The sequence below is a fragment of the Paenibacillus qinlingensis genome, assembly GCF_013204845.1.
Lineage (GTDB): Bacteria > Bacillota > Bacilli > Paenibacillales > NBRC-103111 > Paenibacillus_E > Paenibacillus_E qinlingensis.
Genome location: NZ_JABMKY010000004.1, coordinates 414056 through 429005, shown reverse-complemented (window position 1 = coordinate 429005; position 14950 = coordinate 414056). Strand labels below are relative to the sequence as shown.

General features: G+C 45.0%; 9 protein-coding genes. 3 read left to right on the top strand and 6 right to left on the bottom strand.

What is annotated here, in order from left to right; all coding sequences use genetic code 11:
- Positions 1-47: 47 nt before the first annotated feature.
- From HQN88_RS11415 to HQN88_RS11400, 4 genes are all read right to left on the bottom strand, one after another.
- Complete coding sequence (locus HQN88_RS11415) at positions 48-596, bottom strand: cysteine hydrolase family protein (protein WP_173111174.1); 549 nt, start codon at positions 594-596, stop codon at positions 48-50.
- Between the two features lie 181 nt (positions 597-777).
- Complete coding sequence (locus HQN88_RS11410; protein ID WP_173111171.1) at positions 778-1098, bottom strand: SPW repeat domain-containing protein; 321 nt, start codon at positions 1096-1098, stop codon at positions 778-780.
- A gap of 134 nt (positions 1099-1232) precedes the next feature.
- Entirely contained in the window at positions 1233-2345 is a 1113-nt protein-coding gene (locus HQN88_RS11405) for a stalk domain-containing protein (RefSeq protein ID WP_173111168.1), read from the bottom strand.
- A gap of 113 nt (positions 2346-2458) precedes the next feature.
- Positions 2459-4165, bottom strand: a complete 1707-nt coding sequence (locus HQN88_RS11400; RefSeq protein WP_173111165.1) for a methyl-accepting chemotaxis protein — start codon at positions 4163-4165, stop codon at positions 2459-2461.
- A 160-nt stretch (positions 4166-4325) separates the two neighbouring features.
- On the opposite strand from HQN88_RS11400, the gene HQN88_RS11395 reads away from it, so the two are divergent.
- Together HQN88_RS11395 and trhO are read left to right on the top strand one after the other, a co-directional pair.
- The gene (locus HQN88_RS11395) at positions 4326-8120 is read left to right on the top strand and encodes a response regulator (RefSeq protein WP_173111162.1); all 3795 of its coding nucleotides are present in this window, start codon (positions 4326-4328) and stop codon (positions 8118-8120) included.
- Between the two features lie 83 nt (positions 8121-8203).
- Positions 8204-9109 (top strand): oxygen-dependent tRNA uridine(34) hydroxylase TrhO, encoded by a 906-nt coding sequence (gene trhO / locus HQN88_RS11390; protein ID WP_173111159.1) that lies wholly within the window; start codon positions 8204-8206, stop codon positions 9107-9109.
- Positions 9110-10211: 1102 nt separating this feature from the next.
- On the opposite strand, the gene HQN88_RS11385 is transcribed toward trhO, so the two are convergent.
- Complete coding sequence (locus tag HQN88_RS11385) at positions 10212-10754, bottom strand: hemerythrin domain-containing protein (RefSeq protein ID WP_173111156.1); 543 nt, start codon at positions 10752-10754, stop codon at positions 10212-10214.
- A gap of 152 nt (positions 10755-10906) precedes the next feature.
- Complete coding sequence (locus HQN88_RS11380) at positions 10907-13114, bottom strand: methyl-accepting chemotaxis protein (protein WP_173111153.1); 2208 nt, start codon at positions 13112-13114, stop codon at positions 10907-10909.
- Positions 13115-13461: 347 nt separating this feature from the next.
- Here HQN88_RS11380 and HQN88_RS11375 point away from each other — a divergent pair, with 347 nt between their 5' ends.
- Positions 13462-14916 carry a circularly permuted type 2 ATP-grasp protein gene (locus HQN88_RS11375; RefSeq protein WP_173111150.1) on the top strand — a complete coding sequence of 485 codons (1455 nt, stop codon included), beginning with the start codon at positions 13462-13464 and terminating at the stop codon, positions 14914-14916.
- The last annotated feature ends 34 nt before the right edge of the window (positions 14917-14950 follow it).

Genomic DNA, 14950 nt, shown 5'->3' with positions numbered 1-14950 from the left:
CATCCTCCCCATCTTTCATCCATTCATCATCCATCTTATCATTTTACTTAATTTTTCCAATCACGAACAACTTTAGCCCCTAACGTCTTTTCAAAATGCCGCAATGCCCATACATGCCCTTCCGCATCAAAGCTGGCAACCGCATCCTCATGAATGACGAGGGAGAAACCTTTATTATACGCATCCACTGCTGTATGTAAGACACAGATATCTGTACACACACCAGCTAGATGAAGCTCCTGAATACCTCTAGCTCTAAGCTGCAGTTCAAGATCCGTCCCGCAGAATGCGCTGTATCTCGTTTTGTCCATCCAATAGATCGCAGCTCTGTGAACTTCATGTACTTCTCTTAGACAACCGTAGAGCTCCCTGCCATCCGTATCACGTATATTATGGGGTGGAAACAATGCCGTTTCAGGATGGAACGGATCTCCTTCTATATGCACATCAACAGCCATCACGACATAATCCTTCTCGGTAACAAAACTTTCGGTTAACTCGCACAGCCGAGTTTCTATCGCAATAGCAGGATCCCCGCAAGGTAGCTTGCCCACTACGAAATCCACCGTATAATCAATCAGAACGAAAGCTTTCATGTTCACCACTCCTTATATTGTATATCTAATATTATTATAACGACTTTATCGATTAGCAAAAAGAGAAGCCTAACTGTAGAACGACAGCTAAGGCACTTGATCTTTGCATCCTTCATATTGTCAATTCGATAAATTCATTATGACATAATTGATTTCTAAATTCAATAGGCGCTTAAAGAATTTATTGTGAGTCCGGGTACAAATTGGCGTAATTAATCAGAATCGTCATAAAGCCAAGTGCAACGAAGGAGAAGAATGCTATGAAAGATAGGTGATACACATTTGGGAATACGATAAAAACGACACCACTGCCGACACAAACCCAGTTCTGCCACATATGCTTCCCTGTTTTTCCTAAAGCTAGCATCGAACTTACGAATTGCAGACTTCCGAACAGTGCACAGGTGAAGAGCGCATTGGTTACATCCCCAAATCCAAACACCCAAGGCGTCATCAGAAACCAAAGCCCCATGAGTGCTGACAAACTATTTTTGAGATACATACCGATCACCTCCTACATGCGGGATGTTCTAGTATATGCAAACGCTTACAGTAACGTGTTAGTTAAAAGCCTTCAATCACCTGAATCGGCAACTGAAGGCTTATTTTTATTCATTATTCCTGTTTTTCACTCCATTATTGTACGATATGAATCCCTTGCGAATCAATTGTCACTTCCGCTTTTAGCATGTCTGTCACAAATTTAGTAGGCACATAAAGCGTATCGTTTAGAATGACCGGAGCCGCTCCTAGAGCAACTGGTGCCATTTTGGCATAGAAATAACTGTCTTTCCCCACACTCACACTCGTCCACTGCGCACCTTTCGACAACTCTGCCGCATACGTATCTTGATTCCATTTCACGGTGTAACCCAAACCTTCTGCTACTTTACGGAAAGGAACAAGTGAAACGCCATCCGCATTCTGTTCGACATCGCCAGTCGACAATTCCACTTTCACTTTGTCGGTACCAGGCTGCGGAGTAGGATTCGGTTTAATGATCACATTGTTAGGCAAGTTGAAGCGGAATTCTGGACTTCCAGCAACACCCGCTGCAATGGCATATTTCGGGAACACAACAACCGCTGCCCCTTTTTCTACATAAAAACCTTGCTCTGAATCAATTCCTTTAAATTGATCTGGAAAGAAATATTGCGGTTCCTCTTTCATTTTGGCAATGACACCTGCATCAACAGTTGCTTTGTAATCCGCACCAAGCAGATCCTGCAGCGTTACACGCTGCGCCGCTGCCGCATTCAGCACATTATACGTATCCACTCTAGGCATTCCTGTGCCACCCGTTTCACCGTATGTAGTTACGGTAAGAGAAACAACACCTGAAGGTTGACCTGAGCCGTCCGATTTCAATGTGTAGACAATCGTAAGACCATATGGACGGTACGTATATCCCTTATCTTTGGCTGCTGCAGCAGCATCGGCAGCATCTTTTTCCCAACTAGCTAAATCTTTGTTGGCATGCGATAGAATAATATCATTCAGTTCGTCTTGATATTTCGTATCCAACATACCTGTCAACTGGGGTACTTTGATGTTGGTTGTTAGGTATGTGCTTTTGGACGTAAGCACTACTTCTTTAATGACAACTGGAGCAGCTTTAGTTGCCGATGTAGCAACAACCGTATCTGCTGAAGCCATACTCGCAACAGGAAGTACCGAAGCACTCACACCTACTAGTACTGCACAACCAACAACACCCATTTTCAACATATTCCATGGATTCTTTTTCATTTCCTATTCACTCCTTCTGAGTTATCGTTTTTTGTCGCTTTTTACCCTCACGATAACTAGACGCACCAGCTTTCGGAAAAGTCTGATTCTCCACCACTTTTTTTGAAAATAATTTACGAAAGTCGGAAAGTACCCACCACTTGATTCAAATCCGTTGCAATTCCGGCAAGGTTTTTGGCTGATGCTGTGATTTCTTCGGCTGATGCCAACTGTTCCTCAGTAACTGCAGCAACGGATTGCGCTGTGCCTGAAGTTTGCTGGGCAACGAAACCTACTTGTGCAACAGTAGCCGCCACTTCTTCCGAACTTGCTGCCATTTGTTGTGCTGCCGCCGCTGTTTCTTGAATTTTACTCGCTACTTCTTGCGAGGCTTGTACGATTTGACCAAATGCTTTCTCAGCAACACTGACCTCTTGTAGACCTTCCTGCACTTCTGTTCTTCCATTGTTCATAACCCCAACAGCACGAGCAGAGTCTCGTTGTATCGACGTAATAAGCTCAGAAATCTCACGAACGGAATCATCTGTTTGGGAAGACAACTTACGCACCTCACCAGCTACTACAGCAAAGCCCTTGCCGCTTTCGCCGGCACGTGCAGCTTCAATCGCTGCATTCAGCGCAAGCAAGTTCGTTTGCGAAGCAATATTCCCGATTAACGTGGAAATCTGGCCGATACTTTGGGAATGCTTCTCAAGTTCTTGAATCACCTGATTCGCTGCATCTACGGATGTGCTGACTGCTTGTATTTTATTCACGACGCGTTCCATGGCATGTGTGCCTTGCTCCGCAATGTTCGTAGCCGTCATGGATAGTTCTGATACATCAGCTGTTGTTTCGGCGATACGGGAAATTCCTGCTGCCATTTCTTCCATGGCTCTCCCACACTCCACAGAGCTTTGAGCTTGCGTATCCGCTCCATTAGCAAAATCCTGCACCGATACCGCAACATGCTGTGACGCTGAGGTATTCTGCTCCGAGCTGGCAAACAGCTGCTGAGAGGAAGCGGCAACACTTGTCGATGCTTGCAGCATTTGTTCTACGGAATGGCGAAGATGGCTCACCATTTGGTTCACGTCTCCGATAAGTTGGCCGATTTCGTCTTTATTTTTGACAACAATCGTTGGAACAGTTAGATCACCTTTGGAGATCCGATTTAAAGCTTGTGATGCTTTGCGAACAGGATTAGAAATGTTGCTTACGAGGAAATAACAAGCTGCAATCATAAATACAAGCATCACACCCAAGGCAATAAAAGCAATTACTACACTTCGTTTGTATTCATTAACACTGTTTACTACACCTTGCTGACCGCCTTCTTGGTTGTAGGTAACCATATCGGCCATGGATTTCTGTGCTTTGCTGAAGGCCGCTGACATCACTTGCAAGCTCTCTGCCGCTTCCTTCACTTTACTTGGATCACCTGATAACTGTTTGTTTGCTACAAATGATGTTTTAAATCCATCCCAGTTCTTGATAAGCTCTTGCAAACGTACCCCTTCATCTTCACTCGACACAGAATCCTTATATTTTCCTAACAATTTGTCGATTTGTGTAATCGTTGCTGCCATACCATTGTCGATAGGTTCATGCTTTTTCACGTCTGGCTCTAATTTCTTCTGATAGTACAAAGTTAGCAAATGTTCCGAATGAAAATGTACTTCCTCAATATCTTGAATCCCCATCATCCAGTTGTTGGCAAGACTATTGTTCATGTCTTTTAACGCACCCATCCGATCCATAGCTGTCCAGCTCATTCCTACAACCATCAAGAAGATGATTGCAAATACCGCAATAAATTTCGTTCTTACTGTCATCTGCATACCTAAATCCCCCTATTTCTTTGACCCATTTTTGAACTAGTGTGTATACGTAATTGATCTGTTGGATATATCATAGATTGAAATCATTAAATTTGTTCTGTTCTAATCATGATAAAACTATGAGGTTTTCTAACAATTACATGGCTTTCGGAGGAAAAAAATGTCATCATCCTTACGATTTAAAATCGTCGCCTGGCTTGTTCTCATCACATCCATCTCCCTTGCCGTCGTTGGATTTACCAATTATAAGCTCTCGAGAAGTAAGTTACTGCAGCAAATGAATGAGCAGTCCATAACCGCTGTATCGAATTCCGCACGAAACTTATATGATTTCTTGTCTATTCGTCTGGCAGAAGTTGAGCTTATAAGCCGGGTCAGCATTATGAAAAATGGTACGCAAGCACAACGTCTACAATTTCTGACGCATGAATTGCAATCGGATGGGAATCGCTATCACGCCATGGCTATTTCTGATTTGGATGGAACCCTGCAATTTACCTCTGGTTTGACTTTCTCCATCTCAGGTGAGGTTCGCTTCCAGCAAGCTCTGAAAGGGAAAACCTTTATTTCCGACCCTCATCTAAGCAAAATGAAGGGCATATACGTCATCTCGATTACAGCGCCCATCTTTGATGATCAACATAAGGTCGTTAGTATCATCGATGTTTCTATGGAGGCAGCACCTGTTTTTCAAGAACATTTACTAGCTCCACTCGATCACGGAGAGCAGCTGATTGTGAATCGGGAGGGACTTGTCTTGTATGATACAAACCCCTCTACCATTCTTAAGATGAACATTTTCACGGAATATCCCGAATTAGAACCTGCGTTTCAACAAGCCTTACGAGCTGGGCATGGTTATATTGACGAGCCCTTTCTCACTGGAACGAAGACACGATGGTTCTATGCACGCATCCCTCAATTAAATTGGTATCTCGCTTATTCCATGCCAGTCACTGCCATTGAAGCCCCTGCAAGTCCACTACTATGGTCAACAGTAGGATTAATCGTCATGGCAGCGCTAATTATTTTCTTCCTTATTTACCTCACAACGAACCATCTGATTATCAAAAGGATTAAACAAATCCTCCAAGTAACCGAGGCGGTTGCAGCTGGTGATTTCCACATGAAGCCCATCGTGTTCAAAAGCAAAGATGAATTAGGTGCCCTTGCCTTATCTGTCAATGGCATGATGGAGAATATCCGCGAGCTTTTCGAGCCGTTCGAAGCTTTTATTCGTCATAATCAATACGCCATGATCGTGATGGATCCAAACTTTATGATTAATCATCTCAACGGCAGAGCTACGCAGATGCTTGGGTATTCTATTGCAGACGTACATAAAATCGCCTCTCCCTTAATTTGGTTAGATCAAAAACAGCTGAATGAAAGAGCCGCACAATATTCTGCGGAACTAGGCGAGACGATTCCCGCAGATTGTACAGCACTCGTCATTCGTTCCTTGCGCCATTTGAAAGAGGATTTAGAGTGGACCTGGTATCATAAAAACGGCACCCGCATCTATGTGCAAGCGAGTGTTAGCTGTATCACGCATCCGAATGGCGAATTAAAAGGTTACGTCTTAATTGCACGCGATATCAGTGATATTAAAGAAAGTAATGAGACGAAGGAACGGCTGTTCACGATTGTTGAAAGCGCGCGGGATGCCATTCTCACCTTCGATCAAGACGGTTATATCTTCTATATTAATCCTGCCGGTATTCACTCGATGGGATTAGCTGGAACCGATTATGAACGCACACATTTTCATGAGTTTGTAGAAATTCTGAATGACATTAATTTCGACGAAGGTCTTCAAACGGCTATCCAAGATGGCTTCTGGGAAATCGAAGCAGAAGTCATGACCAAGAAACAACAACGCATCATTGCATCGCTTATCATCGTGCCTCACTTTCCTCTCGATAATGGCGAGCTTTATTTCTCGGCAATTACGAGAGATATTACAGATCAGGTCCATGCCAAGGAGCAGTTGATCCTAGCTAAGCAGGAGGCGGATGATGCCAATTTGGCCAAAGGTGTTTTCCTTGCTCGCATGAGCCACGAAATACGTACGCCTCTGAATGGGATCGTAGGACTTTCCCACCTGCTTGAGCGAACCGCGATGACCGAATTACAAATGGATTATATACGCAAAATATCTCGTTCCTCCCAATCTCTTTCGCATATCATCAATGATATTCTGGACTTTTCGAAGCTGGAAGTAGATAAGCTTGTGATCGAACATCATCCTTTTTATCTAGATGAGACCATCGATCGTGTGTGTGAAACGCTAAGTGTGCTGATAGGTCATAAGCCAGTGGATTTTATTTGTGATATATCCGACCAAGTGCCTATTGGATTGATCGGCGATTCTTTACGGCTCTATCAGGTACTTCTGAATCTATCCAGCAATGCAATTAAATTCACGGAACAAGGAACTGTCATACTTCGTGTTGGCGTAGATCAAACGCATGAGAATGAGGTTACGCTTCGATTCAGCGTTACGGATACGGGGATTGGCATGGAAGAGAAACAGTTGGCCAATTTATTCCAACCCTTTATCCAAGGTGACGAGGTAACCAGCCGTAAATATGGAGGAACGGGACTAGGACTTGTTATTTCCAAAAATATTATCGAAAATATGGGCGGTTCGATCTCGGTCTCGAGCACGCAAGGTGCTGGGAGTGAATTTCTGGTCCTTCTCACCTTCACACTCTATTTGCCAAGCACAAAGCCGTTCATTCCCTTGCCACTCGCTATGCTCGTCGTAGAAGATCACCCTACACTTAATAGGGTGCTTGTCCAAAACCTGCAATCTATGTGCAACGATGCTGCGGGGGTGTATACGTGGAAAGAAGCCCTCCAAGTTATTGATCATATCCCCCTTGATTACCTTCTGCTCGATATGGAAGCCGATGATATGTATGGGGAAGATGTGTGGCTTACCATGTTGGCTGCTTGCCAACAACAAGGGATTAGAACGATTATTTACACATCGTTATCGGGACGAGATGCACTTGAACAGCTACCCACAGAAGCCTCGCCCGATGCTATCCTAGTCAAGCCGATCTCTCGTAGTCTCTTGTACAGGACGCTAGCTTCGCTGCAAGCTGAAAGCGAAATCGTACATACCCATTCGACAGATCCCTTGGCGACCGATTGGGAGAAAGACTTTGCACTCTCCCCTTTAAATGGCCTGAGTAAGGCTCCACTCCGCATACTGATTGTGGAGGACAATGAAATTAACCAAACGGTGGCTCGCTCCCTGCTGGAAAGTATGATGAACTGCCGCATTCAAGTGGCTGGGAATGGATTCGAGGCCCTGCATGACTTGGAGAATCATACGTATGATTTGATCCTGATGGATATCCACTTGCCCGAGCTCGATGGGATCGAAACGACCAAACGTATTCGTCTTGAGCCGAAATGGGCACATATTCCGATTATTGCCTTAACTGCGGATTCAACGCTCGACAACCGTCTGGCCTGTATGGAGGCGGGGATGAGTGACATGATCTCCAAGCCTATCATACCCGAACGGCTAAGAACTGCTATTGAAACCACACTTCGTCTGCAGGTGGAAAATCATAAAATTGCTGGACTCGATATTGCGGAGGCAGTCCAACGCATGGGCGGAAAAACGGACATTTATCGTGAGATGCTCCGTAAATTTCAAGATCAAACCGACCCGCTGATAGCGCAGTTGAAAGCAAACATCGACGAAGGCAACTTCGAGGAGATTCTTCGTTTGCTTCATGGTATACGCGGCTCTTCCAGCAATCTTTCGGCTAATCGCGTGTTTGCCGCGGCAAGTGAATTGGAGGATTTTGTGAATGAGCAAAAGAAGCTGCAAGCAACAGATCGGGATTTATATAGCGCGTTCCCTTTGCTTCAGGCGTTAGAGTTCGAGCTGCAGTTTGTGTATCAAACTATCCAAAAATTACTGCTTGATTGAAAAAAACATGAATTTATGTCACTATATGCGTATACTCCATCTTGATGGAGTGTGTCATTTTATACGTATAGGTGGTTATTGTTATGACTGAACATGGCGCTCCATACCGCATCTTGTTGTATTATAAATTCGTTGCTGTTGCTGATCACGAAGCATTGGCGCGAGAACATTTGGCTTATTGCAAAAAGCTCGGTGTCAAAGGACGCATTCTGATTGCTCCTGAGGGTATTAACGGCACCCTTTCTGGGACCGTAGAGCAAACGGAAGCCTACATGGCGATGATGAATCTCATGCCATTGTTTAAAGATATGGTTTACAAGATCGATGATCATGAAGGACATGCCTTCAAGAAGCTGTTTGTCCGTCCGAAAAAAGAGCTCGTCACCTTCCGTCTTGAAGAAGACGTGAACCCGAATGAGCTTACGGGAACGCATTTGAAGCCGAAGGAATTTTATGAGAAGCTCAAAAATGAAGATGTCATCGTGCTCGATGGCCGTAATCACTATGAGTATGATATCGGACATTTCCGTGGCGCCATTCGCCCTGAGGTCGAAACGACCAAGGAATTCCCTGAGTGGATTCGCAACAATCTGCATGAGTTTAAAAACAAACCAATTCTCACTTACTGCACGGGAGGCATCCGTTGTGAGAAATTATCCGGTTTCTTGATTAACGAAGGCTTCACCGACGTGTATCAGCTGGACGGTGGGATCGTCACCTACGGCAAAGACGAAGAGGTGCAAGGTCGTTTATTCGACGGGAAATGCTATGTGTTCGATGAGCGCATCTCCGTACCGATTAACCGCACAGATGAAGATATCGTTGTAGGCAAATGTTACCACTGCGGAACCGCAGAGGATCGCTATATTAATTGCGCGAATGATCTATGCCACTTGAAGCACATTTGCTGCGAGGCTTGTGAAGAGGAGCATGATAGCTTCTGTTCCAAGGAGTGCGAAGAGAAAACGTTGAGCACGTTGGAGGCTTAAGAGGGGGGCATGCCCCTTCTTTCGCGAATCGAACTGTCGACTCTTTTGGGAATCGATTCTTTTCGCGGAAATGTCGGCGCCTCGCCACTTTCCGCAGATCGATTCCCACTCCTATCGCAGCCCCGGCGGTAATTAGATGGAAAAACTACATCTAAATTCGCTCGATCCGGCTGATTCTTCCATTTAGATGTAAAAACTCCAGTTAAATTTCACCTTTGTCGCAAAAAGCGAGCAATTGGCTGAAAATAGCTGGAGTTTTTGCAGTTATTCTCTGAAATCGGGCCAATTGGCCTGATTTAGATGGAGGTTTTCCAGTTATTGCAGCGGCGCGGCGCTTGCGGAGCCTAGAAGCTGCGGAAATTCACTGCGCTGAAGTGGCTCTTGCCGAGCATGTAAGGTGTGGAGGGCTGTCGGGGGAACCTTTCCCCCTCCTTGCGCAGCCCCGGCGGTAATTAGATGCAAAACTACATCTAAATTCGCTCGATCCGGCTGATTCTTCCATTTAAATGGAAAAACTCCAGTTAAATTTCACCTTTGTCGCGAAAAGCGAGCAAATGGTTGAAAATAGCTGGAGTTTTTGCAGTTATTCTCTGGAATCAGGCCAATTGGCCTGATTTAAATGGAGGTTTTCCAGTTATTGCGGCGGCGCGGCAGGGCCTCTTTGCTACTGTCAAATTCTAGCTACTTCAAACTCCTACTACTCACGCGACACTTGACCCTAATTAACACACCTGTTATTTTGTCACTTCAACTACTCTAGCTACTTTACTACTTTGCCACTTTGTCACTTTGCAACTTGCGACTTGCCACTTTCCACTTTCCACTTTCCACTTTACTACTTTGCCGCTTACGACTTGTCACTTTTCCACTTTTCCACTTTCAACTATTCTAGCGAATTTCACCCTGACACTCTCTACACTCTTCACTTGCTACTTTCACCAATCCTACTACTCAAACTTCACTTCCTCATGACTACTCCAACAATTTCAGCTGCATTTGTAACGCTTACTACTCCTTCTACTCTTACCCAGTTTGCTACTCTAACTACTCCTATTACACCAGACCAGCGCGCCTTCTCATGCTTACTCCGTTGGCACCCTACCTAACTAATCTGCTCCTCGATCTGGTCCATAATCCGATCAATTAGAGGATATACAAGCTCCTCCTCCAACGTGAAGTGCTTGAGCAGAATGAGGCAAGCGGTCAGCAGCTCGGAGGCCATCACATGGACAAAGTCCATGTCGACCGGCACGCTCATGGCATTAACACCGTTGACGTATGACTGTACGACTCTTTTGGCCAAATCATGATCCTGCTCCAACACATGCATGGACCGGGAAACAGAAATAGCCATTGTCGGATGTAAATATGATTGCAGACCCGGGAATAAAACTTGTTCTTCCCATTCCGAATGCTGCTCCAATTCCTCCACCAAGGATAGAATGCCGTCCTGAAGTTCGATCAGACGACACATCCCAATTGAGCAATCATCAAGGGTGTACAAAGCTGCAGCTAGCGTTCGAATGTCGGAGAGCTGCTCACGCATTTGCACATGCTCCTCCTTCAAACGCTGGGCTAGCATTCTAAATTCACTAGGATTCACATTATCTGCCCGATTCGTTTGAATGCTCAAACGGTCACTCATTTGACATCCTCCTTAAAGTTTCTTTAGAAACTTGCCTCGTATGTAACCATACGTATCAGGTAGGTCATGTGAACATAAATACCCCATACCGCATTATCATTGTATGCGGGATGGGGTTGTTAACATGCGAAAGAAAGTCTAATAATCACCTTTTAACGAATACGGCTCTCCGTCAAATGAAACTGATTCACAAGCAACAGCATAGAGTGTGTTATTGCCCCTACATCACCTGTCGTTTGACGTACATGATGCATGTCCTGCAGGAGCTCTTTCACAGTAAGCTCAACCTCCGCTGAGATCTGACGGTTCTCTTTGCTTACTGCTGCAATCTTCTCCATAAGCGCAACGACTTCCTCTACAACCTGCGTTTTCATAGTGTCGTGAGCGTTCGCCGTACTCAGAATCTCAGATGCTGCAGCAACAATCTGCGTTCCTTCTAAAACGACCTTCGTACCTTCTTCCATGGAGATGAAGGCTTCATTCGCATGTCGTTCGATCTGCTCGATCGTCTCATTGATTTCTGTCGTTGATTTCTTGGTCAAATCCGCTAACTTGCGAATTTCCCCAGCAACAACGGCAAAACCTTTGCCGTGCTCACCTACGCGTGCTGCCTCTATGGAGGCGTTCAGTGACAATAGATTCGTCTGCGCTGAGATTTCTTCAATGACTTTAAGCAGCTTCGGAATTTCTTGTGTCGTATGCAAGAAGGTTTGGATCGTTTGATTCGTCTCTTCCACCTTTGCCGAGATATCCGTCATCTTCTGACCAATACGTTCAACTTCATCCTGCGCTACGGCAATCTGCCCTGAAGCCTTCTGCTCCAGTTCACGTAAAGTTCCGCTCATATTTTGCGTAACGTCCTTCGCGACATCAATATCCTTCAGTTGACCACGCAGTGAGCGAATCATATCATGGATTTTGGTACTCATCCGACCTGTAGATTGCTCTGTCGACCCTGTTGAGTCATTCATCCGTTCTTGGCTCACTTGCACCTCAGCAGCCGCTTGCTTCACCTGTAGCATAATGCCCTCCAAGGAATCGATCATATTATTGATCCATTTGGCCAAATCCCGCGTCTCATCGCCAGCGAACTCGTCAACCTTCAGACGCTGTGTCAAATCCCCTTTACCTTCAGCATTAATTCGAATAAATTTATTGATTTGAGCAAGTTGTCTAGCAATTGGCTTACTTCCTTGGCGTCTAATTAAACTTGCACCAACTCCGCCGAAGAGAAGATTGACACCCATCATAATTGCAGCGCCGACGCCATTGGAAACATGTCCATTTAGGAGCCAGAAGCTACTCGCGGAAACTAGCAGCATGAGAACTATAAACCTTATTTGCAGACTAAACATCTTCCAATCGATCGAACGAATGCGATAGACCTCTTCCAAATCGCCCTCACACATCATTCCCCACACATCAGGACAATGCGGCAGCTGGAAGGTTACACCTTTCCCAATAACCGAAATATGACGATAATCGGAATATCCTGGGTATTCCACGAATAAATTATTTCCCTTAGCAATGGTTCCCGCTACGCCTGGATGCAGCTGTCCCGTCGCCGGATCCGTGAAAATAAGCTCCAACTCCGTATGCTCCTTAACGCCAACGATACCGTAATCGGTGCGAACGCCGTCTTTTAAATTATCGCCATGGGTAAAAGTCAAATCTTCGAATCGGCTTCGCGATAATGCTGTGCCAGGAACGATTTGCTTATTTAACCCAGGCTTGGCCATAAATAAGTAGTTATCACCAGAATCGGGATATACATGCCCTGACTCGCGCTGGATCAAATCCCCGAGCACATCGTTCGGCACGCGTCCACAAACGGCTCCTTTCCATTGCCCACCTACCATAATAGGTGAAATGAAAGCGATCGTCATCGCATCATGAAATGGCGAAGTGCTTGGGCCAATTTGGAGCGTAAGCGGATCCGAGAATGGTCCGAATAAGCATTTCACGCCTTTGCGCGTTTCTTCCAGCCCTTTCCCCAGCACGCCTCCAGCCGCATAAGATCTTCCCACATGAGCGTTGTGTGTGGAGTATACGACAGAAGCCTTTTCATTCAAAATGAATACTTCAGAGAAATCAGCTCCACTCTTCATTGCGGCTGTTAGGAGCTTTCCAACGACCGATACATCCTTCGAAGCAGACTCCTTCCACACTTCAGTTCCCGATAACTGTTCAAACAATCGGTCCAAATTGGACCAGTAGGCGAGAGCCCAGTCTCGTAAAATTTCTGTTCTTGTGTGCGCAATTCCTTCGAAAATATGCTCAACATCTTCCTTGATATGACGATTCAGGCGGTAGGACCACCATAAAGGCAGACCTTTTCTAAACCCCAGCCAATCAAACATACCCAACACCCCTTTTATCACATTTAATGTGACTTTCTTTTACATTTGTCTTATTCGACAATTTTATAGTGAATTTTCATGCAAATCAAGACATATAACTGGAATTTTCATGTTTTTTCCGAACATTAAGAAAATTTTTATAAAAAACGTCAGTGTTTTAGCTCATTTTCTATATTGACATAATTTTCTGAAAAATCTACAATAGAATAAATCCACATCACACCACTACTCATGTTATGTAAATTAACAAATAAAGAACTTAGATCAGAAAGGAGGCCTGGTTTCTGCTTCGGGCCCTTAGCAACATGTAGCTTCCGAATGCATATCGATGAAACCAGGGAGCTGCGATGTCCAAACCTGAGAATCTGGTCACTACCCCTTATGATCCTCGACCTTTTTTTGATGAGATGTTTATGAACGCCTACTCGGTTCGCCCTCATTATCAAAGTACCTTCCTTCAATTCATGTCGATGAAGACAGGTAACTTAAACAAACGCCAGACCGCTACGATGAAACGGATGATGGAAGAAGGGATCACTTTCACCCTCTATAGTCCCGATCAGACGGAGGCGCTAGAGCGCACACTCCCCTTCGATCCTATCCCTCGGATTATCCCGCAGGAAGAGTGGATGAAGCTCGAACGTGGACTCAAACAGCGAGTAAAGGCACTCAATATGTTCCTCAAAGATATTTACCATGAGCAGTCCATTCTGAAGGATGGGATTATTCCCAGAAAAATGGTGCTTTCCAATTGTTATTTCCGACCAGAAATGATGCGTCTTTCCATTCCTAACGATGTGTATGTTACGGCTTCTGGGATTGATTTAATTCGAGATGAGCAGGGTGAATATTTCGTTCTCGAGGATAATCTCCGTTCCCCTTCTGGCTTCTCTTACCTATATAAAAGCAGATCAATCATGACGCACTTATTCCCTGAACTCGTGTTCAGTCATTCCATTCAAGATATTGAGCATAGCTTAAATGTATTTCTGACCGCGCTGCGCAAGCTAAGTCCTTCCGGTAAATCTGATCCTGTTATTGGACTTTTGACACCAGGCTGCTATAACTCCGCTTATTTCGAGCACACGTTCCTCGCGCAACAAATGGGATTAGAGTTAGTTGAAGGACACGATCTCGTCGTCATTGATCACAAAGTGTACATTCGCGGTATCAAAGGACTTCGTCAAATTGATGTTCTCTATCGCCGGATCGATGATGATTTCTTAGACCCGCTCGCTTTCGATCCGAGCTCGATGCTAGGTGTCTCTGGCATTATGAACGCCTATCGCGCAGGCAATATCAACATTGTGAACGCACCAGGTACTGGCGTAGCTGATGATAAGGCCATTTATGCCTATGTGCCAGATATGATTCGGTATTACTTGAATGAAGAGCCTATTTTGAACAATGTACCGACGTACATTCTTTCGCGGCCCGATGAGCGAGCGCATGTTTTGGAGAATTTGCATGAAATGGTTGTGAAGGAAACTTCGCTATCTGGCGGTTATGGCATGCTGATTGGGCCAACGGCTTCTGAGAGTGAAATTGCTGATTTCCGGCTCAAAATCCTAGCCAACCCTGATCGCTACATCGCGCAACCAACGATACAACTATCGAGAGCACCAGTCATGATCGATGGTCAAATGGCGGCAAGGCACATTGATTTGCGAGCTTTTGTCATCGCGGGTGAAGACATTCAAGTGATTCCTGGCGGACTTACGCGTGTTGCTTTGAAAGAAGGCTCCCTCGTTGTGAATTCTTCGCAAGGCGGGGGATGTAAAGATACGTGGGTTGTTCGCTAAACGCAACCTACAATTCGAATGGAGGCCAAGGGAT